At 39.5% G+C, this 22,845-nt stretch carries 20 protein-coding genes; 10 read left to right on the top strand and 10 right to left on the bottom strand.

Features of this window, described 5'->3' with window-relative positions; translation table 11 throughout:
• Positions 1-28: 28 nt before the first annotated feature.
• From D172_RS14480 to D172_RS14460, 5 genes are all read left to right on the top strand, one after another.
• A complete protein-coding gene (locus tag D172_RS14480; protein ID WP_007377492.1) occupies positions 29-1,204 on the top strand; it encodes a phosphoglycerate kinase in 1,176 nt (391 codons plus the stop codon).
• A 200-nt stretch (positions 1,205-1,404) separates the two neighbouring features.
• Entirely contained in the window at positions 1,405-2,469 is a 1,065-nt protein-coding gene (gene fba, locus D172_RS14475; protein WP_007377491.1) for a class II fructose-bisphosphate aldolase, read from the top strand.
• A gap of 697 nt (positions 2,470-3,166) precedes the next feature.
• Positions 3,167-3,856, top strand: a complete 690-nt coding sequence (phoB, locus tag D172_RS14470; protein WP_006791869.1) for a phosphate regulon transcriptional regulator PhoB — start codon at positions 3,167-3,169, stop codon at positions 3,854-3,856.
• Between the two features lie 199 nt (positions 3,857-4,055).
• Positions 4,056-5,363 carry a phosphate regulon sensor histidine kinase PhoR gene (phoR, locus tag D172_RS14465; protein WP_007377490.1) on the top strand — a complete coding sequence of 436 codons (1,308 nt, stop codon included), beginning with the start codon at positions 4,056-4,058 and terminating at the stop codon, positions 5,361-5,363.
• Positions 5,364-5,641: 278 nt separating this feature from the next.
• Complete coding sequence (locus D172_RS14460) at positions 5,642-6,610, top strand: PstS family phosphate ABC transporter substrate-binding protein (RefSeq protein WP_007377489.1); 969 nt, start codon at positions 5,642-5,644, stop codon at positions 6,608-6,610.
• A 96-nt stretch (positions 6,611-6,706) separates the two neighbouring features.
• Here D172_RS14460 and D172_RS14455 read toward each other — a convergent pair whose 3' ends face one another.
• From D172_RS14455 to sfsA, 8 genes are all read right to left on the bottom strand, one after another.
• The gene (locus D172_RS14455) at positions 6,707-6,943 is read right to left on the bottom strand and encodes a hypothetical protein (RefSeq protein WP_007377488.1); all 237 of its coding nucleotides are present in this window, start codon (positions 6,941-6,943) and stop codon (positions 6,707-6,709) included.
• Between the two features lie 32 nt (positions 6,944-6,975).
• Positions 6,976-7,824, bottom strand: coding sequence for a pantoate--beta-alanine ligase (gene panC / locus D172_RS14450; RefSeq protein WP_007377487.1), 849 nt, complete (start codon positions 7,822-7,824; stop codon positions 6,976-6,978).
• Complete coding sequence (gene panB / locus D172_RS14445; protein WP_007377486.1) at positions 7,824-8,618, bottom strand: 3-methyl-2-oxobutanoate hydroxymethyltransferase; 795 nt, start codon at positions 8,616-8,618, stop codon at positions 7,824-7,826. The genes panC and panB overlap by 1 nt, the downstream gene beginning before the upstream one ends.
• Positions 8,619-8,648: 30 nt before the next feature.
• Complete coding sequence (gene folK / locus D172_RS14440; RefSeq protein ID WP_007377485.1) at positions 8,649-9,134, bottom strand: 2-amino-4-hydroxy-6-hydroxymethyldihydropteridine diphosphokinase; 486 nt, start codon at positions 9,132-9,134, stop codon at positions 8,649-8,651.
• 4 nt (positions 9,135-9,138) lie between these two features.
• A complete protein-coding gene (pcnB, locus tag D172_RS14435; RefSeq protein WP_007377484.1) occupies positions 9,139-10,560 on the bottom strand; it encodes a polynucleotide adenylyltransferase PcnB in 1,422 nt (473 codons plus the stop codon).
• A gap of 146 nt (positions 10,561-10,706) precedes the next feature.
• Positions 10,707-11,651: a tRNA glutamyl-Q(34) synthetase GluQRS gene (gene gluQRS / locus D172_RS14430; RefSeq protein WP_007377482.1), complete on the bottom strand. Its 945-nt coding sequence runs from the start codon at positions 11,649-11,651 to the stop codon at positions 10,707-10,709.
• A 20-nt stretch (positions 11,652-11,671) separates the two neighbouring features.
• A complete protein-coding gene (gene dksA / locus D172_RS14425; RefSeq protein ID WP_007377481.1) occupies positions 11,672-12,115 on the bottom strand; it encodes an RNA polymerase-binding protein DksA in 444 nt (147 codons plus the stop codon).
• A 304-nt stretch (positions 12,116-12,419) separates the two neighbouring features.
• The gene (gene sfsA, locus D172_RS14420; RefSeq protein ID WP_007377480.1) at positions 12,420-13,139 is read right to left on the bottom strand and encodes a DNA/RNA nuclease SfsA; all 720 of its coding nucleotides are present in this window, start codon (positions 13,137-13,139) and stop codon (positions 12,420-12,422) included.
• Between the two features lie 123 nt (positions 13,140-13,262).
• Here sfsA and pepB point away from each other — a divergent pair, with 123 nt between their 5' ends.
• Together pepB and D172_RS14410 are read left to right on the top strand one after the other, a co-directional pair.
• Positions 13,263-14,558, top strand: coding sequence for an aminopeptidase PepB (gene pepB / locus D172_RS14415; RefSeq protein WP_007377479.1), 1,296 nt, complete (start codon positions 13,263-13,265; stop codon positions 14,556-14,558).
• Positions 14,559-14,747: 189 nt separating this feature from the next.
• Positions 14,748-15,314 (top strand): phosphoribosyltransferase, encoded by a 567-nt coding sequence (locus tag D172_RS14410; RefSeq protein ID WP_007377478.1) that lies wholly within the window; start codon positions 14,748-14,750, stop codon positions 15,312-15,314.
• 286 nt (positions 15,315-15,600) lie between these two features.
• Here the strand turns inward: D172_RS14410 and rdgC are convergent, their stop codons facing one another.
• Together rdgC and D172_RS14400 are read right to left on the bottom strand one after the other, a co-directional pair.
• Positions 15,601-16,524, bottom strand: coding sequence for a recombination-associated protein RdgC (rdgC, locus tag D172_RS14405; protein WP_007377477.1), 924 nt, complete (start codon positions 16,522-16,524; stop codon positions 15,601-15,603).
• A gap of 84 nt (positions 16,525-16,608) precedes the next feature.
• Positions 16,609-18,375, bottom strand: a complete 1,767-nt coding sequence (locus D172_RS14400) for an ATP-binding protein (protein ID WP_007377476.1) — start codon at positions 18,373-18,375, stop codon at positions 16,609-16,611.
• 512 nt (positions 18,376-18,887) lie between these two features.
• Between D172_RS14400 and D172_RS14395 the strand changes: the two genes are divergently transcribed.
• From D172_RS14395 to thrB, 3 genes are all read left to right on the top strand, one after another.
• Positions 18,888-19,253, top strand: coding sequence for a response regulator (locus D172_RS14395; protein WP_188085272.1), 366 nt, complete (start codon positions 18,888-18,890; stop codon positions 19,251-19,253).
• Positions 19,254-19,481: 228 nt separating this feature from the next.
• Positions 19,482-21,899, top strand: a complete 2,418-nt coding sequence (gene thrA, locus D172_RS14390) for a bifunctional aspartate kinase/homoserine dehydrogenase I (RefSeq protein ID WP_007377474.1) — start codon at positions 19,482-19,484, stop codon at positions 21,897-21,899.
• 9 nt (positions 21,900-21,908) lie between these two features.
• Positions 21,909-22,844 (top strand): homoserine kinase, encoded by a 936-nt coding sequence (thrB, locus tag D172_RS14385; protein ID WP_007377473.1) that lies wholly within the window; start codon positions 21,909-21,911, stop codon positions 22,842-22,844.
• Position 22,845 lies beyond the last annotated feature (1 nt).

Raw genomic sequence — 22,845 nt, 5'->3', positions numbered from 1 at the left:
TTCAGTATCGTTAACTAAGGAGATGTTCATGTCGGTCATAAAAATGGTAGATTTAGATTTAAACGGCAAACGCGTATTAATTCGTGAAGATTTAAATGTACCAGTTAAAGCAGGTAAAGTGACGTCAGATGCGCGTATTCGTGCAGCACTACCTACTATTAAACTAGCCCTTGAGAAAGGCGCTAAAGTAATGGTTATGTCACACCTTGGCCGTCCTACGGAAGGGGAATACGATGAAGCGTTTTCGCTTGCACCTGTAGCTGATTACTTAAACGATGCCCTAGAGCAAACTGTACGTTTAGAAAAAGATTACCTAAATGGTGTTGATATTGCTGATAACGAAGTGGTTGTTTTTGAAAACGTGCGCTTTAACAAAGGCGAGAAGAAAAACGACGAAGCGCTATCTAAGCAATTAGCAGCACTGTGTGATGTATATGTAATGGATGCATTTGGTACGGCTCACCGTGCACAAGCATCTACCCATGGCGTTGGCTTATTTGCTGATGTGGCATGTGCAGGTCCGCTGTTATCGGCTGAACTTGAAGCATTAGGCAAGGCACTTGATAACCCCGCTCGTCCATTAGTGGCGATTGTAGGTGGTTCTAAAGTTTCAACTAAATTAACCGTTTTAGATTCACTTTCTAAAATTGTCGATCAGTTGGTTACCGGTGGTGGTATTGCAAATACCTTCATTGCTGCATCAGGTAGCCCAGTTGGTAAATCGCTTTACGAACCTGATTTAATGGATGAAGCGAACCGTTTATGTGCAGCAGCGATTGCTAATAATGGTGAAATTCCGGTACCGACTGACGTAGTTGTTGGTAATGAGTTTTCTGAATCTGCTGTAGCTACGCTTAAAGATGTAAGCGAAGTAACAAGCGACGATATGATTTTTGATATTGGCCCTGATACAGCGAGCAAGCTTGCAAAAATTATTGCAAATGCAGGCACTGTTGTATGGAATGGTCCAGTAGGCGTGTTTGAGTTTGACCAGTTTGGTAATGGCACTCGTGCTATTGCACAAGCAATTGCTAACTCAAATGCGTTTTCAATTGCGGGTGGCGGTGATACCTTAGCCGCCATTGATAAATACGGCATTGCCGATAAAGTATCTTATATTTCTACTGGTGGTGGTGCGTTCTTAGAGTTTTTAGAAGGCAAAAAACTGCCAGCAGTTGAAATGCTAGAATCGCGCGCTAAGTAATTTTAGTCGCGTAAGGTGAGGGGTAATAGCCCTCACCGACAATTAATTATTAAATACCTCTCACCCTAATTTAATAGTTAATTTAGACGGAATTTTACTGCAAAGCAGTGGTTTTTCGTGGCGTTGTTATAACGCCAAACTAACACATCCGTTCAAACTAGATGGTAGGGAACTACTGTCGATAAATTGGAGAATACCCAATGGCTTTAATCAGTATGCGACAACTTTTAGATCATGCAGCAGAGCATGGTTACGGCGTACCTGCTTTTAACGTTAATAACCAAGAGCAAATGCGCGCAATAATGGAAGCGGCTGACAAAACAAACAGCCCAGTAATCGTGCAAGGATCAGCGGGCGCACGTGCTTATGCTGGTGCTCCATTTATTCGTCATATGATTTTAGCAGCCGTTGAAGAATGGCCACATATCCCCGTTGTTATGCACCAAGATCACGGCACATCGCCAGGTGTATGTCAGCGTTCAATTCAGCTTGGTTTTTCATCAGTAATGATGGATGGCTCGCTAATGAGCGACGGTAAAACCCCTTCAAGCTACGAATACAATGTAGAAGTAACGCGCGAAACTGTTGCTATGGCGCATGCCTGTGGCGTATCGGTTGAAGGCGAGCTAGGTGTACTTGGTTCACTTGAAACAGGTGAAGCTGGCGAAGAAGATGGCGTTGGCGCAGAAGGCATATTAACCACTGAGCAAATGCTAACAGATCCTGAAGAAGCGGCTGACTTTGTAAATAAAACACACGTTGACGCACTTGCAATTGCATGTGGTACTTCGCACGGTGCCTATAAATTTACGCGCCCACCAACAGATGACATTTTAGCGATTGACCGTATTAAAGCGATTCATGCACGTATTCCTAACACGCACTTAGTGATGCATGGTTCATCTTCGGTTCCACAAGAGTGGTTAGAAATTATTAATCAGTATGGTGGCGAAATTCCAGAAACTTATGGTGTGCCTGTTGAGCAAATTGTCGAAGGTATTAAGTTTGGTGTTCGTAAGGTAAATATTGATACTGATTTACGTTTAGCTTCTACCGGTGCAATTCGCCGTCACATGGCGTTAAACCCATCTAACTTTGATCCTCGTAAATACTTAGCTGAAGCAACTAAAGCAATGACAGAGATTTGTGTTGCACGCTATAACTCGTTTGGTACCTCTGGTCAGGCGAGTAAAATTAAGCCAATTTCACTTGATGAAATGCATCTTAAATATTTAAGCGGTGAGCTAGACCCTAAAATTAGATAATCGATACTAGGCCAGTAACTTTGTTACTGGCTTTTTTAATGTTAGCCCTTTTTATATTGCAGATTACGGTTTATTGATCAGATCACTGTATTACCAACACCGTACTTTGGGATCACGCATTTACTAACATAGCTATTTTTGGATCATTATTTTACTAAGAAAAGTACACTTTGACGCTATTTTAGGCTTTGAAATAATCTGATCGTTATTTATTTGTACAAACAATCAACAACTTATAGCTTTGACTAAGTACAACTCTGATCTGAGGGGGGATCGGCTTGGTAAAAATCTGATCCTTTATTTAAGGCTTAGTAAAATTTAGATCTATTTTTAAACGTATTGATGGTTGCACAGGCGGGTTTGTTGATTTTGAAATGGCTTTAAGGTTACTTTTAAGTCGCTGATCTGAAAAAAACATTGGTTAGTAAAATAATGATCCCAGTTAGTTAGGTGTTATTTAAATAATCACAAAAAAGCAGGTAGTGTCAAAGTTAAATATTTTATAAATTTATCGTAAACCTCTTTTTATTGCGTTAAATATTAAAAAGGTTTTAAAAATATGACGTTAATGAGGTTATTTATCACTAATTTGTGTTTTTTTTACCACCATTTTAATTTACACGTTACACTTTCATAAAAATGTCATACTTAGTCATAATAATGAAAACTAATTCGATAGCGTAAGAGATAAATTGGAATGTCACGTAAAGTACTAGTCGTAGATGACGAAGCTCCTATCAGGGAGATGCTGGTTTTTGTTTTAGAGCAAAATGGATTTCAGGCGATTGAAGCAGAAGATTATGACTCTGCAATTGCAGCTATGGTTGAACCTTATCCAGACATGGTTTTACTTGATTGGATGTTGCCAGGTGGCAGCGGTATTCAAATTGCGAAAAAGTTTAAGCAAAATGAACATACCCGCCAAATCCCAATTATTATGCTTACAGCCCGTGGCGAAGAAGAAGACAAAGTACGCGGTCTTGAAGTAGGGGCTGACGATTACGTCACTAAGCCGTTTTCCCCTAAAGAGCTTATGGCGCGTATTAAAGCAGTTATTCGCCGTGTATCGCCAACCTCATTAGAGGAAGCTATTGAAGTACATGGCCTGCGCTTAGATCCTATTTCTCACCGTGTTACCTCTGAAGGTAACGAGCTTGATATGGGGCCAACCGAATTTAGATTGCTACACTTTTTTATGACCCACCCAGAGCGTGTTTATAGCCGTGAACAACTGCTTGATCATGTATGGGGAACTAACGTTTACGTCGAAGATCGTACGGTTGATGTGCATATTCGTCGCCTGCGTAAAGCAATTGGCCCACTTGGACATGACCGTTTGGTGCAAACTGTACGTGGTGCTGGGTATCGTTTTTCAAGTAAGCTGTAATACCAAATTGCATAAATATTTGAATAATTTAACGAGTTAAATAACTCTATAACGTTGTTAAAAATTTTATTTAGAACACAACTAGAAATAAAATTTTTGCTTAGTTATAGCGCAATTTCCTTATCGTTAAATAGACCCCATTTATAAGCCAGTTGGTATAACGTGCGTGTGTATTACTACTCTAAGGTAAAGTGAGTGTATGTATCGAGTTGTTAATAAGCAGGCGTTAGTAAAACGTCTGTTTATCTATTTTTTACCTTTACTATTAATTGGTGTGCTGGTTGGCGCGCCATTTTTGCTTTTATTTTTAGGATCTTTTTCCCTCCTTATTTGGCACTATCATCAGCTTTATCGCTTGAGCGATTGGCTACTTAATCAACGCAGTTTTAATCCACCCGAGGGCGAAGGTGCGTGGGAACAAGTATTCGAAGGCATTTATCATCTACAGCACCGCAATCGTAAAAAGCGTAATGAGCTTGCTGATTTAATTCGGCGCTTTCGCGATGGGGCAGAAGCTGTACCTGATGCTGTTGTGGTACTGCAAAATGATTTAAGTATTGTGTGGTGTAATCAACTAGCACTTAAGGTGCTTGGCCTGCAGTGGCCAACAGATCACGGTCAGCGCCTTGATAACTTGGTTCGCGAACCTAAGTTTGCTAAATACATGCACAAAGGTGAATTTGATGATGCCCTTGAGCTTGATAATGGACATGCGGTTGAGCAAGTACTTGAATTTAGGGTTATGCCATATGCAAGTACACAGCTAATGGTCGTTGTGCGTGATGTAACACGTTTAAAGCAGCTTGAACAAATGCGTAAAGACTTTGTAGCCAATGTATCACATGAACTACGTACGCCGCTTACAGTGGTATCTGGCTATCTTGAAATGATGGATGGCGATATGATGCCGCCGCCAGCAATGTGGGGCAAGGCACAAAAAACGATGCTTGAGCAATGTAAGCGCATGGATAGCTTGGTTAGCCAGTTATTATCACTTTCGCGAATAGAAGGTGCTAGGCGTCAAGATAACGATAAAGCAATTAATGTTCCGAAGTTGCTTGGTTACATTCAAACCGAAGCACAATCAATTAATCAGGATAAAGGTCATGAACTTGTTTTTGATATTGATGCGACTTTAGATATTAAAGGCTCTGAGGATGAACTACGTAGCGCGTTTTCTAATCTCGTTTTTAACGCTATTCATTACACCAAAGCTGGCGGCAAAGTACAGGTATGCTGGCAGCATAAAGGTGATCGTGCTTGTTTTAGTGTTACCGATAACGGTGATGGTATTGCGCCAGAGCATATTAATCGTTTAACGGAGCGCTTCTATCGGGTAGATAAAGCACGAAGCAGAACAACAGGGGGATCGGGTTTAGGCCTTGCGATCACAAAACATGTACTAACGCGCCACGATAGCAAATTAAATATTCGCAGTGAAATAGGCAAAGGTTCATGTTTTTCTTTTGATTTTTCGATCGATAAGATAGTTCCGTTGGCTAAGTAATTATACAAATACCAATTCGCAATAATACTTAATCAATTTGAGGGATTAAACCTGGTGCTAGCTGCGTTAAAAATTTCTTATATATAACAACTAAATAACGAAATTTTTGCCTTGTTATCAACACAACTTTCTTATCTCAAAGTAGAACAACGAATTAAGCGAATTGGTATAAAAAGCAAAGTCATAAAAGTGTCACTTAATAGCAATCTAACTGTCATCTACTCACTTTAGAGTGGGCAACAGTTAGTAAATGAGACGAACAAACCGGGGAACCCGACATGAAATTTAAAAATTTAGTTGCCGCAATGGGTGTGGCTGTTACAACTTTCGTATCTGCGCAAGCAGTTGCACTAGATAAAAACATTCCTGAATATCAAAAAATTAGTGGTGTTTCAGGCAACTTTTCATCGGTAGGTTCTGATACTTTAGCCAACATGATGACGTTTTGGGCTGAAGAGTACAAACGTATTTACCCAAATGTAAATATCCAAATTCAGGCCGCAGGTTCTTCTACTGCACCACCTGCATTGACTGAAGGTACAGCTAACTTAGGCCCAATGAGCCGAAAAATGAAATCAAAAGAAATCGAAGCGTTCGAAAAACGTTACGGTTATAAACCAACAGAAGTGCGCGTTGCTATTGATGCGCTAGCGGTTTATGTTCATAAAGATAACCCAATTGAAGGTCTTCGCATTGACCAAGTAGATGCTATTTTTTCATCGACTCGTAAATGTGGTGCACCAGAGCAAGTTAACCGCTGGAGTGAAGTTGGCCTAACTGGTAGCTGGGCAGCAAGAGATATTCAACTTTACGGACGTAACTCGGTATCAGGTACTTACGGTTACTTTAAAAAGAAAGCATTGTGTAAAGGTGACTTTCGTAACAACGTAAATGAACAACCAGGCTCTGCATCGGTAGTACAATCAATTTCATCATCATTGAATGCAATTGGTTACTCAGGCATTGGTTACAAAACGTCGGGTGTACGTACTGTTCCATTGGCTAAAAAAGGCAGTAATTTTGTTGATGCGACTCTTGATAACGTTGCTCAAGGTAAATACCCGCTATCTCGTTTCTTATACGTTTACGTGAATAAACACCCAAATAAACCATTAGCGCCTATCGAAGCACAATTTTTAAAAATGGTGCTTTCGCAAGATGGTCAACAAATTGTAGAAAAAGATGGTTATGTACCACTTTCGGCAAAGCTCGTAGAAGTAGAGCTTAAAAAGCTAGGTTTAAATTAATAAACTATAAGCAATAAAAAAACCGCTCATTGAGCGGTTTTTTTGTGCCTAAAATTAAGGGCCTGAAAGATAAACAGCTCCAAGTATTTTAAACGCTTATATACCACCTAATTTTTCGGCTTGTACTTTACACTGATTGTAGCTTTCAACACATTTGCCAGAGCATACTTGTTGCTTTAAGCCTTCGCCACTTGACTGCTGTTCACAGGTAGTTTCACATTGATAGTTTTGTTGAGCACACTGGTTAAGTTCAGGGCTTTGTATTTGGTTTTGACAACCAGCTAAAAATGCAAAAGTAAGGGCAACTACGCTTGTTTTTATTAAATTGTGCATGTTTAATCCTTAAAAATGGAGTCGCAATAATATTAAATTTCGACCTGAATATTGTCGATTAATCTAACATTACCAAAATAGGCAGCAGCTAAAATAACAAACTTGGTGTCTTTGAGTGTAGCAGTTTTTAATGTATCTCGTTGAGCTATCTCAAAATAGTCTGGCTTTAGACCAGCTTGCTCTAAGCTCTGTTTAGCTAAGCTTTCAAGTTTTACGAAGTCTTTCTCGCCACTTTTTAGCTGTTCTGCGCATGTATTAAGCGTTTTAAATAATACGGTTGCAGTCGTTTTTTGCGCTTCAGATAAATAACCATTACGTGAACTCATAGCAAGGCCAGAAACTTCTCGCATTGTAGGGACGCCAATCACTTCAACCGGAATTGATAAGTCGCGTGCCATGGTTTTAATGACTTGCAGCTGTTGAAAATCTTTTTCACCAAAGCAGGCATAATCAGGTTGTACTAGATTAAATAACTTAGTAACGATTGTTGCAACGCCTCTAAAATGCCCTGGGCGTGAACCACCGCAATAGCCTAATGAAATGTCAGGCACATCGACAAAGCTTTGTGCACCAAGTCCGTTAGGATAGATTGTTTCTACGCTTGGAGTAAATACAATATCGGTTTCAAGCTCAGCAAGACCTTGTTTGTCTTCGTTAAGTGTACGAGGGTAGTTATCTAAATCTTCGTTAGCACCAAACTGCATAGGGTTTACGAAAATGCTCACAACCACTTTGTCGGCCAGTGTTTTTGCTTTTTCGACTAGCGAAAAATGCCCTCGGTGTAAGTTTCCCATAGTTGGTACTAATGCCACGCTAAGACCTGCTTGTCGCCATGCTTTAATTTGGCTGCGTAATGATTTTATTTCAGTGATTGACTGCATTATTTAAACTCGTGTTCAGCGCAAGGAAATGCACCGCTTTTAACGTCTGTACAATATTTTTGAACGGCTGCAGGCATATTGCCTGTTTCGAGCAAAAAGTTTTTAGAAAATTTAGGAATATACCCAGCTGAAATACCGACTAGATCGTGCATTACCAGTATTTGGCCGTCAGTTAGGCTACCAGCACCAATACCAATAGTTGGGATGCTTAGAGCGTCTGTAATGCGTTTTGCCAATGCACTAGGAATACATTCAAGTACTAATAATTGTGCGCCAGCAGCTTCTAGTGCTTTTGCGTCATCAATCATTTTTTGTGCTTTGTCTTCTTCGCGACCTTGTATTTTAAAACCACCAAATACATGCACTGACTGCGGTGTAAGGCCTAAATGCCCGCAAACTGGAATACCTTGTTGAGTAAGTGTTTTAATACTCTCGTAAAGCCATTCTCCGCCTTCAAGCTTAATCATGTTTGCGCCAGCGCGCATAAGCTCAGCTGCATTTTTACAGGTATCACTTACGCTTGAATAGGTCATGAAAGGCAGGTCGGCAATTACAAATAATTCACGACTACCAGCGCGCGCACAACGTGTATGGTATGCGATATCTTGATTGGTTACGCCAAGCGTGTCATCGCCACCTTGAAGTACCATGCCCAAAGAGTCGCCCACTAAAATAACTTCAACGCCGTTATCATGAAATAACTTTGCAAAACTGGCGTCGTATGCCGTTAACGCAGTAATTTTGTTATTCTCTGCTTTCATTTTATTTAAAGTAGAAACAGTTATTTTAGACATAATATTCCTCGCAGGCTGAGCCTAGGTTAATTACAGAGGTAATTGTTGTAAGTCGTTGAGCGGTAAATTTTTTGCAATGGTTTTTAATGCAACGCCGCTAGGTAAAATAAGTTCAGGTGTAAGCTCTAATAGTGGATACACTACAAACTCGCGATTATTCAAACCATAATGAGGCACGGTTAAGCGCTGTGTATTTATGATTTGATCATCAAATAATAGGGTGTCTATATCAAGAGTGCGTGGCCCCCAACGCTCTGCTTTTCTAACTCGACCGTGCTCAAGCTCTATACTTTGTGTTAAATCAAGTAATTGCTCTGGCTCAAGGCTTGTTTTAATACATGCAACGGCATTTATGTAGTCGGGTTGATCTTGTGGACCCATAGGTTTACTGGCGTAATAATGCGATACGCTCATAAATTCACAGTGAGGCAACTTTTTAAGCGCAATAACGGCGTTATCAAGCTGCTCTTTTGGTGAGTTTAGATTTGCACCTAAACCCAAATAAACACAATGCATGGTATTACTCAGCAGGCTTTTTAGGTGCACGACGGCGTGTGCGCTTTCGTGGTTTAGGACCGCCAGGGTGACCTAGGTTCTTAACCATCTCTTTTTGGCCGTTAATGTCTTGGCCTAGATACTGTGTCCACCATTGTGCTAATTCGGTGTGCTGTGTTTCACCTGCATCAACACGTAATAACAAAAAGTCATAAGCGGCTTTAAAGCGAGGCTGTTGCGTTAGTCTGTAAGCGCGTTGCCCTGCTCGTTTATCTAAACGGTGCTGAATATGCCAAATGTCGCGAGCACCTAGTGTAAAGCGTTTTGGAACTGCAATGTGCTGAGCGCTATCGCTCAATACTTTATTCATTGCTTGAGCAAAAGCATCGTATTCAACGAGTTGCTCTTGTTCTTGAATTTCTTTAGTTCGTGCTAATAATGGAAACCAAAGTAGCGCTGCAAAAATAAATGCAGGTGTTACTTTTTTATCGGCATTTATACGTTCATCGGTGTTTTGAAACATTTGCTGAACAAGTGTGTGCTCTAGCCCACCAGGCTTTTTATTTAAAATGCTATCAAGGTCTGGAAATAGCGATTTAAATAAACCGTATTTACGCAGCATTAAAAAGTTAGCTTCAGCTTTACCGTTTAAAAACAGTTTAAGTACTTCTTCAAACAAGCGAGCTGGCGGAATGTTATCAAGCAAACTTGCTAGTTCTGTAATTGGTTTTTCGCTTTTCGGTGCGATGCTCATATCAAGTTTAGTGGCAAAACGCACTGCACGTAACATACGAACAGGGTCTTCACGGTAGCGAGTTTCAGGGTCACCAATGAGCTCAATTTGTTTGGCTTTAATTGCAGCTAAGCCGTTTGCGTAATCATGAATACTAAAATCATTGATTGAGTAATAAAGTGCATTGATTGAAAAGTCGCGGCGCTCTGCATCTTCTTCAATACTGCCAAATACGTTATCACGTAGTAATTGACCTTGATCGCTCGATTGGCTTATTTGGTTTTTATCTTCTGGCGCTTCGTGATGTCCGCGCATCGTTGCGACTTCTATAATTTCACGACCAAATACGATATGTGCTAAGCGAAAGCGACGACCAATTAAGCGACAGTTTCTAAAAAGTTTCTTTACTTGATCTGGCGTTGCATTGGTTACTACATCAAAATCTTTTGGTTGTTGGCCCAACAATATATCGCGAATGCAACCACCAACTAGGTAGGCGTCGTAACCACCATCTTTTAAACGGTACAGTACTTTGATTGCATTTGGGCTAAATTGTTTGCGCGAAATACCATGCTCACCACGAGTGACAACAATAGGTTCACTGCTTACCGAAGCGCTTTTTGCACTGGTATTCGGGCCGATTATTTGTCGGCAAAATTGAAAAAGCTTGGAAATAATAGTCTGTCTCCTAGAAGGTGTTGATTGACTTGTCATCGCAATCAAAAATTACAGCAAATAGGGAAGTTATAACCCAGTACAAGCTGTTTAACGTAAATAGCATATATTTAGGCGGCTATCATATACCAGCAGGGTTTAAAAATTAAGTTGATGTGTTGAAATTAAGCCGTTTTTAGCGATTTTTATTTACTTAGTTGAGTAAATTGGATGGCTTGACTCGTCGGATGCTGAGAAATCTGTATTTCGGGAACGTGTGGCACCTGTTTTAAGCTAAAGTTTTTAACTCCCCAAGCGACTAATTGTTCAATATTTAAATCGATTAGATCAGCAATTACAGGTAGTCCTAAAAACTCAAATGCACTGATTAATGCAGGTTTTGGATTGTTTTTACTAATTGCGGGTGCATAATTTTGTTTAGACAGTTTAAAGCCAGGTTTGGCAACCGCTAAAGGTAAATGAGCAAATTCAGGTACAGGGCTGTTGAGTTGTTTAAACAAACTAATTTGCCGAGCAGTAGGTTCAATTAAATCTGCACCTCTTACAATTCGATTAATCCCTTGATCAATATCATCAACAACCACTACAAGCTGATAAGCAAATAAACCATCGCTACGTTTAATTAAGTAATCTTCATGGGCAAGGGGACTATTTACCGTTATATCACCTTGGATTAAGTCACTAAATTGAGTCGTTGGATGTTGTTGAACTAAGCGAAGTGCACCGGATTCAGTGCTGTGATCAAGTACTTTGCAATGCCCCTGATAAATACCACCAATGGTTTTTATTTGTTTGCGAGTACAGGTGCAACCATAAATAAGCTTTTGTTTTAAAAGTGAGTGGGTAATATCTTGATATAAAGGCAAGCGCTGTGTTTGATAAACAACCGGTTCGTCCCAGTAAAGGGCGTAAGCGTGTAAGGTATTTAGAATATCGGAGTCGGCATTTTTTACAACGCGCGTAGTGTCTATATCTTCGATACGGACTAACCATTTACCTTTGTTTGCTTTTGCATCAAGGTAACTACCCACAGCCGCCACAAGTGAGCCAAAATGTAATGGCCCAGAAGGAGACGGTGCAAAACGACCGCGATATTTACGCACTGGCGCAGTAACGGCTGTAGGAGACATAACTAATTAATAGAGGTTAATTAGCCGCGTCCAGATTGTTTTTCTTTGATTTCTGCAAGTGTTTTACAGTCTACGCATAAATCGGCAGTAGGACGCGCTTCTAAGCGGCGTATGCCAATTTCGATGCCACAAGACTCACAAAAGCCAAAATCATCTTCTTTAATCAGGTTAATTGTTTTTTCAATTTTTTTGATTAATTTACGTTCGCGGTCACGAGTACGAAGTTCTAAAGAGAACTCTTCTTCTTGTGCAGCGCGGTCAACTGGGTCAGGAAAGTTAGCAGCTTCGTCTTGCATGTGCGATTTAGTACGGTCGACTTCATTGCGTAAATCATTACGCCAAGCTTCTAAAATCGCTCTAAAATGTGCACGTTGTGCATCATTCATGTACTCTTCACCTGGTTTTTCTTGGTATGGTTCTAAACCGGCTTGAGCCAATAAACCATGTTTCTTTTGGTCTGGCATAACTCTCTCCTAAATCCTTAATTTAATGCCTCAGCATTAGCCGGCGGTATAAATAACAGAATCTTATACCCTAGGCAAATTTATTTTTAATTAATCGAATTAGCTTCAACCATGTTCACTGATCAAAAAGTGTATTAATAGTCTATTTACACTTTTATTAATTCATGTATTCGCTCTTTAAAACTTGCCTAGTTATGTGGGCAAAAGTTTTAAAAACAAGCTGATTTGTACAATTTAACAAGGACTATTTTCGAGTCTTTGTCATTTCAACAGTAAGACTAGTTTAATTGTTTGTATTTATACATTATTTTACAAATGCTATTTTTTTATGAAGCAAAACCTCATTTGCTGAAATTTTTGCTTTGTATGCTAATACTTCAACCCCCGCCACAATTGCTTGGCTTAATAGCATGGCGTACTTTTCATCAATATGCGCAGCTGCACTTACTGTATTTATTCCTTCATGCAAAACAGCAAACAGTAATACTGCTCGGTGACCTTGTTCGATCATTTCTATTAGTTCGCGAATATGTTTTTGTCCGCGCAGTGTTTGCGCATCTGGGAAGTAGCCTTGCCCACTTTGTGGTGCATCTTGGCTTAGTAATGTGACTGATTTAACTTCTACGTAGCAATCAGGTTTATTTTCGTCTGTGAGTAAAAAGTCTATGCGGCTATTTTCACTGCCGTACTTTACTTCGCTTTGCAATTGACTGTAGTCGAGTAGCTCGCTTATCACATTATTGTTTATTGCTTCTTCTACTACTTTATTGGCCACCGCTGTATTTACACAAATAAGCTGCGATAAATTATTTTGCGTCAGCTCTAATGAATGTGGGTATTTTCGTTTTGCGTTATCGCTCGTTGAATAAAAAGCAGTAAAACCCGGCTCTGCGCATCCGGTCATTTTACCTGTATTAGCACAATGTGCGGTAAATTCGCTGCCATCACTTAATTGTAGGTCGGCTAAAAAACGTTTGTAGCGCTTTAATAAGGTGGCAGGTTGCAGAGTTGGCGTGTACTTCATGATAAATTCCAAAGCGTAAATACTGCACAGCAGTGTGGTTTATGTTATTTATCTCAAGCTGTTGGGAACTTAAGCGCTCTATAGTAAACTCGGTGGCACATTTAAGTGCAAGGGTATTCTAACATGAGTGAAAAATTTGTTGTTCAACTAAGCGAACAAGCAGCAGCGAGTCATTGGGGCGATAATGCGTCATTGTCTTTTAACGAGCGCGGTGCAACTGTTCATTTATCTGAGCAAGACACATTAAAAAATGTTCAAAAAGCAGGCCGTACTATTGCAAGCCAAGGCGTTAAAAACGTTGAACTAGCAGGCGATACCTGGTGTACAGAAAGTCAGTGGGCTTTTTATCAAGGTTTTGTAACACCAAAATCGTTAAACGGTGTTGAGTTTGTTGATAACGCACAATCAGATATTAAAGAACTTGCTCACTTAAAAACGTCAGCAATTTGGGCTCGTGAAATGGTTAACGGCACTGCCGATGACATTTATCCTGAAAGCCTTGCAGAAAAAGCGGCTGAGTTTATTCAATCATTAGCGCCTGAGCATGTAAGTTACCAAATTATTAAAGGTGATGCCTTACTAGAGCAACAATGGATTGGTATCCATGCTGTTGGTCGTGGCAGTGAACGCCCACCAGTATTGCTTGAGCTTGATTACAACCCAACAGGCGATGAAAATGCACCAGTAAGTGCTGCGCTTGTAGGTAAAGGTATTACGTTTGACTCAGGTGGTTACTCAATTAAATCAAGCGAAGGTATGCTTGGTATGAAGTGCGACATGGGCGGCGCTGCAACTGTAACCGCAGGTTTAGCATTGGCTATTAACCGTGGTATTGAAAAGCGCATTAAACTGTTTTTATGTTGTGCTGAGAACTTAATTTCGGGCCATGCATACAAATTAGGTGACATTCTTACTTATAAAAATGGCACGACAGTTGAAATTGTAAACACTGATGCTGAAGGTCGCTTAGTACTTGCTGATGGCTTAATGGCAGCAGGAGAGACTGGCGCTCCACTTATCATTGATGCAGCAACACTAACTGGAGCAGCGCTTGTTGCTGTTGGCCAAGAGTACAATGCTTTATTTGCACTTGATAAAGAACTTGCACGCGAAGTTGAAAGTTTTGCATCTCAAGAAATGGAAGCTGCTTGGCCACTGCCTCTTGAAAAATGGCATCAACAAAACTGCCCGTCTCCTTATGCTGATACGGCAAATAGCCGTGCACAAAAGGGTGGCGGTTACGGCGGTGCATCAAATGCGGCTGGCTTCTTATCACGCTTTGTGCCAAACGACGGCAAAGGTTGGGTACACATAGATTTAGCCGCTGCGTTTAACATGGGCAGCACAAGCCAGTGGGCAGCGGGTGCAACTACTCAAGGTATGCGTACAGTTGCGCGAACTTTACTAGAAAAAGCATAGTATTTACTAAATTTATGCTTTTTATACTTTGAATGAATAGGCACCACTTGGTGCCTATTTTTTTGTACGTGAAGCAAGCAATTTTATTTCATTTGCGGTAAAATCCGTCGCCAATACCTGTTTGAGTTTAATTTATGCTTAACTCTAAGCTGCACTCAAGCGTTATATCCACCACTGGGGTTTCTAATTATGTCAGATAAGTGCTACATCACAGCTCAACAACTGCTTGAAGATTCGTTCCGCGTAGCGGCACAAGTATACCAAGATGGCTTTCGTCCTGATTTTATTATTGGTATTTGGCGAGGTGGTGCACCGATCGGTATTGCTGTTCAAGAATATTACGATTACAAAGGCATTGAGACTGACCACATTGCAGTACGTACTTCGTCTTATTACGGTATTGGTAAACAATCGAAAGAAATTAAAGTACATGGTTTACATTACATAGTTGAAAACGCGAATGCAGGCGATTCATTATTAATTGTTGATGATGTATTTGATTCTGGTCGTAGTATTGTTGCATTAAAAGAAAAACTTTCAGAGCTTATGCGTTTAAACTTGCCACGTGATATTCGTATCGCATGCCCATATTACAAACCAAAAAACTCAAAAGTAGATACAGTGCCAGATTACTATATTCATGAGTCTGAAGAGTGGTTGGTGTTTCCGCATGAACTATCGGGTTTAACACCAGATGAAATTATTGCAGGTAAATCTGACCTTGCAAAAATACATGATATTTTGCTAGAAAAGTAAGATTCATAAGTAATACCAACCTGCATAAATCTTTGATCAATTTAACGAATTAAATTGCACTATAACGTCGTGAAAATTTTTATTTAGAACAACTAGATACAAAGATTTTTGCCTAGTTCTAGCGTAATTTACTTAACGTTAAATAGACCCCATATATAAGCAAGATTGGTATAAAAAGATAAAATAAATACGCCGTTCATTTTAAATGAACGGCGTATTTATTTCTGGCAATTAGCTATTAATACGAAAGTTTGCCTTTGCTCTTAGAATATTAAAGAGTTCTAAGTTAGAGTTCAGGTTTAGCTAAATCGTCAGAATCACCTAAGCCAAGAGTAAGTTCTTCAAGAAGTTGCTTAATCTCTTCTGATGACAAAATAAAGTCAGCATCTAGTTTTACAGCCATATCTTCTTTTGGGATATCCGCATTTTCTTCTTTTAATGTTTCTGAGTAACTTAAGCGCTTAATAGAGCCATCATTTTGTAGCATGAACTTAACGCGTTCTTGCCAATCTAGAGCAAGTTTGGTTACGCGTTTGCCACTTTCAAGATGTGATTTAACTTCGTCACACGACAAGTCATGACCTTTAAGCTTTACCTGTGCTCCGCTGTCATCTGCTTCTTCAAGCTCTGCGTCTGAGCCTATAGCAAAGCCTTCTGGTGTACTAAAGTTAGTTAACCAATCAGTTAAAAATACATCCAAGTCGTAGTTTGCAAATGCAGGTACTACTGGTAACGTACCAAGTGACTTACGAAGCAATGCAAGTAGCTCTTCGGCTTTATTAAAGCTGCCACTATTAACAACTACCCAGCCATTTTCTTGGTCGATAAATGCAAATTGTAAGCTCGATTTTTTAAATGCTTGAGGTAGAAGAGCATGAAGAATGTTTTCTTTTAATTCGTCTTTTTCTTTTTTCTTAACTGGACGGTTTTCTTCAGCTTCAATTAAGTCAATTTTTTCAGCGACAAGTTCATTAATAACTGATGCTGGTAGTACCTTTTCTTCACGTTTAGCGCAGACTAAAATACTTTTTTGAGAAAAATGCGATAGTGTTTCACCGTGCTTTCCAAATGCTTTTGTCCAACCAAATGTAGAAAGCTCCTGGCCTGTACATGGACGAAATAAATCTTGCTCTAATGCTTTGTCGAAATCTTCTTGCGTGTATGAAACGTCTTGTTTAAAGCGATAACATATAAGGTTACTAAACCACATAGGGGTACTGATCCATTTGAAAAATTTGCCCAATCATAACAATAAAATCACTATCTCGAAATGCTTGATTTTATTCCTGCCAATTTAATTCTGATTAAAAATAGGCAGGGGTTTAGGCATGTTTTTAGGGAATTGTATATGGTAGTGCAAACCCTCACCTGGTTCGCTAATCGCTTCAATTGAACCACTTAAAGTTTGTTTTACTAAATTGAACATTATATGTGTACCAAGCCCACTACCGCCTTGATCTCGTTTTGTTGTGAAAAAAGGGTCAAACAGCTTTTTAAGTTGTTGCTCTGTAACACCGCTCCCATTATCTTTATAATCAATAGTTAAAAATGTTTCGTCGCTGGCTATTTTTATATCTATAATGCCGTTGTTTATATTTTCAAAACCATGAATTAGCGAGTTCATTATTAGGTTAGTGAAAATTTGGCTTATTGCCCCCGCAGGTAAATTTAAAACTAAGTCATCAGGACATTCTAGCTGAAGTTTATGAGATGTTTTTTTGAGCTTGGGATGAAGTGAACGGATCACCTCGTTCACGTAGTCTTTAAAATTGATCGTTCTTACTGCATCACTTGCCTGATCTACGGCTATTTGTTTAAAACTTGCAATTAGTTCTGAGGCTCTATCAAGGTTAGTTGTAAGCAAGCTCGTACTTTGCTTTGCGTCATTAATGAACTCTTCAAGGGCTTTCGGCGAAAGCGTTTTTTCTTTATAGGCGGCTTCAAGCTGATTTAAGCGTTCTTGTAAAAACGAAATTGCAGTCACCCCAATTCCTATAGGGGTATTTATATCATGAGTTATCCCAGCAACGAGTCCCCCTAATGCAGCCATTTTTTCAGTGCCAAGTAAGCGCTCTTGTGCAAGACTTAATTCTTCAACATAGCGTTCTAGTTCAGTTTGTTTTGTTAGCAGCTCTTGCTCTGTACTTCTACGAAGATCAACTTCGTCAGTAAGTACAATTTTTTGTTTTTCTAATTCATATTTTTGCTGCTGTAGATCCATCATTGCTTGGCTTAAATTTGATGTTTTACGTGCTACATCTTGTTCTAATTGAATGTTATGTTGATCTAGCTTCTCATTACTAATAATGAGTTCTTTTTGTGCTTGCTCGAGCTCTAGACGGTATTGGACTACTTTATCTATTAATTTATTAAACGATTGTTCCATAACGTTGAGTTCATTATGTTCCTCCGTTTCGATTTCTATATGTTGCCCTTCAAGTTCGTCTAGTTCGAGGTTTTCTATTTGATCTGTTAGCTGAGATAAAGGGTCTGTGAGTAACTTTCTAAATGCCATTAGAAATAGAATGATTAAAAAAGTAGTTTTAATCATTGCGTTACCAATCAAAAAGTAGATTGAAACCATGATTCGACTAAAAACGACTTCACGACTAGAAAATAACGTCACATCGCCAACTTGCGTTGCTCTGCCTGAAAACTCAAAAATAAGCGGAAAAGTATAACCAAACAAACCAGACTTAGAGTCCTCTAACATGACTTCTTCTTGTACTAGCTGTTGGCTGTAAAGTTTATGTATATCGAGAGAACGGCCGAGTTGCGAAATTACTTCACCACTATCATCACGGACAATAATACCTTCAATCATAGGAATAGCTAACAGACCTTCTGCAGTTGTTATGGTTTGCTTTATATTCAGTTCCCAAATAGCACGGGTTAGGCTTCGGCTGAAGGTTTTTTGTAAAGTAGTTAGCTCGTCTCTTATATAGTCCTTAGTGTTTACATATTCGGCAATAACTTGTCCGCAAGTGACCACAAAGGTAAGCAAAAAATAGACCGATAGCACACTGGTCAGCAACTTTTTAGAAAGGCTTTGTTGTAACATAAGTGATTTATGGTTCCTTGGGTTGAGTTAAATAACTGCGGTTTATATAAAAGCTAGTCAATAAAGGCGTAAAAATAAATAAAAATTAATTTTTACTTATTAAAAAGTGTTAAAAGTCGGAAGTGTATCTCAGATATTTAACTTTCCCCCTTAGTTAAATAATGATTTCTGTTAATGTAATCAAAATTTATTTTCTGATTACATTGAGTCTTTAGCTTTATTTTACTTCGGCATGTTTGATTTTAAGCAAGGAATGCATAACCAGAGCCCGACATTTTTACTAAGCGGTTAGGTTACAAACTTTGTACCTGATTAGCTACCGAAATGAGCATGTTTAGTTATGTAAGAACAATACGCCTAGTACTATAGTTTATCGTAGGGTGAAAATTTAAGAGTAAATAATTACCATTACTTTGTTTGCTTATAAAGAGACCGTGATAAGATAAAATAAAGTTGCTATGGATAGCTGTTTTTTAACAAATTTAATTATGCTTAATACAGTAGTAAATATTATGAATTTTTCTATTTTAGTATGTGATGACTCAACCGTGGCTCGTAAGCAAGTTATTCGATGTTTGCAGCAATGTCTTGATGCAGATATTCAGCAAGCAATAAATGGCGCACAAGCTATTGAGCTATTAAATACTCATAATTTTGATTTGTTATGTTTGGATTTAACTATGCCTGAAGTTGATGGAGTTCAAGTGCTTGAGTATATCAAAGCTAATAAAATAGAGTGTTTTGTGCTCGTCATATCGGCAGATATTCAAGACAAAATGAAGTTACGAGTTACTCAATTAGGCGCTATCGATTTTATAAATAAACCAATAGATAAAACCCGCATGAATAATATTTTGCATAAATTTGGCATTCATTAGGTTTTTTCATGTTCAAAAAGGCTGTTTTATCTTTTAATTTGGGGTTGACAGCATAGCCTTTGTTAAGGCAGTCTTAACCTATGAAAACAATTAATCGCGTACTGACCATTATTATTACAACCACCATTCTTACTGGATAGTGGCATAGGTCGGTGCAACAAATTTAAAGGCCTGTGTTCACTTAGAACACAGGCCTTTTTTCGTTTTATGGGATGAGGAACATAAACAATGCGCGTTTTAAAATTTGGAGGCTCGTCGCTTGCCGACTTTACTTGCCTTCAGCAGGTAGCTCAATTAGTTAAAGCACAGCTAAAAGATGAAATGTTATTGGTGCTTTCTGCTCCAGGTGGAATGACCGATTCATTAGTTGCGTTAGCAAGTGAGGCAGAGCAAGGCTTAGATTTTTCGCAGCAATGGCAAGCATTAGCTAGCCGTTGTGAAGGCTTAAAAGCTGACGTTGAAAAAAGTGGCGTAGTAGTTACAAGCTGGCCAGACCTAAGGGGACTTAAAAATAAATTAGATGGCGTATCGCTTATACAGTGTTGCCCTGATCAAGTTCGCGCATTTGTAATTAGTTTTGGAGAGCGCGTTAGTGTTTCTTTAATGCAGGCTTTATTGAACTCGCAAGATGCAAGATACTTAGAAGCAACAAGCTGTATAGCTTCAACGGGTGGTTACATTGATGCAGAAGCGGATTTAGTGGCAAGTAAAGCGCGCTTTCAAGCTGTGCTTAAAGAAAACCCTGCAACTATTTATATCATGCCTGGTTTTACGGCGAGTAATGATAAAGGTGAGCTTACAACGCTTGGCCGTAATGGTTCAGATTACTCAGCAGCTATTGCTGCGGCATGTTTAGAAGCTGAGATTTGCCAAATTTGGACTGACGTTGATGGCGTATATAGCGCTGATCCTCGTTATATTAAAAAAGCCACTAAAGTAGATTTTTTATCTTATAAAGAAGCGATGGAGCTTTCTTACTTTGGTGCAAAAGTACTTCACCCTAAAACAATCTTACCGTGTGCTAAAGCAGGCGTGCCATGTGAAATTAAAAATACGCATAACCCAGACGCACAAGGCTCATTAATTGGTAACGATTATTCATCTGATGAGCCCGTAAAAGCGCTTTCTAGCTTACAAGACCTTGCAATGTTAACTGTTTCAGGCCCTGGCATGAAAGGTAAAGTAGGCATGGCGTCTAAGGTATTTAACGCGCTTGCTCACGATAACGTATCAATTGTATTGATCACGCAATCATCATGTGAATTTAGCATTAGTTTTTGTGTGCACGAAACAGACTTAGCACTTGCACTCGATGCGCTACAAACTGCATTTGAGCTTGAATTACAAGCAGGGCTTATTGAGCCTGTACAAGTGCAGCGCAATTTAGCCATTGTTACTTTAGTGGGTGATAACATGCGCGCACACCGTGGTTTAGCAGCTAAGTTTTTTGCATCGCTTGCACAAGCGCAAGTAAATATTGTGGCAATTGCACAGGATTCTACAGAAAGTGCTATTTCTGCGGTAATTGATGGTGAGTTATGTAATGACGCCGTAAAAATATGCCATGAAAACTTTTTCACACATGTGCCGTCAATTGATGTGTTTTTACTAGGTTGTGGCTTAGTAGGGCAAGAGCTTATTAATCAGCTTGAACGTCAACAAGCTTGGCTTGAAAAGCGTAATATTAAACTCAACTTGTACGGTGTTGCTAACTCTCGTCAATTACACCTTGATAACGAAGGCATTGCTTTTAGTGATTGGCAGCAAAAATTAGCCTCATCTGAGCAAGCATTTGATTTAAAGTTAGTAGAGCAATTTGTTAAGCAAAACCACTTAGTGAATCCGGTATTAGTAGATTGTACATCTTCAGATGCACTTGCTGCGCAGTATGTAGACTTTTTAAATGCAGGCTTTCATGTGGTTGCTGCCAATAAAAAAGCAACAACAAGCTCATACACGTATTACCAAGATTTAATTGCGGCAACACAAAAGAATAATCGTAAATTTTTATACGAAACAAATGTTGGTGCAGGCTTACCAGTAATCGATAACTTGCAGTCATTATTTGGTGCCGGTGATGAGTTATTAGAGTTTAGCGGTATTTTATCAGGCTCACTTTCGTATATGTTTGGCGCACTTCAAGATGGTTTATCACTTTCTGAGGCAACTATTAAAGCCAAAGAAAGCGGTTTTACTGAGCCAGACCCTCGTGATGATTTATCGGGTACCGATGTAGCACGTAAGTTATTGATCATTGCTCGCGAAGCCGGCATGAAGTTGGAGCTATGCGATATCGAAGTTGAGTCAGTATTACCACAAGGTTTTGCACAAGGTGATAGCGTTGATGAGTTTATGGCAAAACTACCAAGCCTAGATGCTGATTTTAATGACCGCATTCAAAGTGCTGCGAGCGAAGGTAAGGTACTTCGTTATGTAGGTACAATTAAAGAAGGTCACTGTAAAGTAGGTATTGAGGCTGTTGATGAAAAACATGCCCTTAATGTAATTCGCGATGGCGAAAACGCGCTGGCTATTTTAAGCCAATACTACCAGCCACGTCCGTTTGTAATTCGTGGTTATGGTGCAGGCTCTGAAGTAACAGCAGCGGGTGTATTTGCTGATATTTTAAAAACGTTATCGCGCTAGGAGCTCGTTATGATTGAAGTATATGCTCCGGCGTCTATTGGTAATTTTGCAGTGGGTTTTGATGCACTTGGCGCAGCGCTTGCGCCAATTGATGGCAGTTTATTAGGCGATGTAGCCATTGTAAGTGCAGCACCAAGTGACGAATTTATTTGCACTGGCGACTACGCTCACAAGTTACCAAGTGATGCTAATGAAAATTTAGCGTACCAGTGTTTAGTGCATTTTAGAGCGCATGTTGCGCCTAATATGCCAAGCGTAAAGCTCGAGCTTAAAAAGAATTTACCAATTGGATCTGGGCTTGGCTCTAGTGCATGTTCGGTAGTGGCTACCTTTGCAGCTCTTGATAAGTTTGCACAAACTAACTTGAGTCAGGTTGAGCTTATTGAGCTTATGGCTGACTTTGAAGCTGTGGTAAGCGGCGGTCGTCATTACGACAACATCACGCCATGTTATTTAGGTGGTTTGCAATTAACAGGTGATTTAATCCCTGATAAATCGATTGCACTGCCTGTTGATGATAATTGGTACTACGTTGCTGCGTTCCCTGGTTTTTCACTCAACACTGCAAAAGCGCGCTCGGTTTTACCAAAAGAGTTGAGCATGAATGCAAGTGTTGAGTTTGCACAGCGTTTATCGGCATTTAGTAGCTTACTGTTAACTAACCGTTTTGACGATGCGCTAAGCATAATGAAAGATGAAATAGCAGAACCTTACCGCGCACCGCTTATTAAAGGTTTTAGTGAAGCCAAAGCAAGCTTGCCAGCGCTGGGCGCTGAAATAGTGAGTATTTCGGGCGCAGGACCCACCTTGTTTAGTGTATGTAAAACACTTGAAGCTGCACAGCAATGCGCACAGTGGTTAGAGGCAAATTACATTAACGAGCAAGGCTTTTGCCACATTTGTAAATTAGATAACGACGGCACGCGTCAATTAACAGTTTTATAGG

It is taken from the genome of Pseudoalteromonas sp. Bsw20308, assembly GCF_000310105.2.
GTDB classification, from domain to species: domain Bacteria; phylum Pseudomonadota; class Gammaproteobacteria; order Enterobacterales; family Alteromonadaceae; genus Pseudoalteromonas; species Pseudoalteromonas fuliginea.
This window is presented reverse-complemented; position numbering and strand designations above follow the sequence as displayed.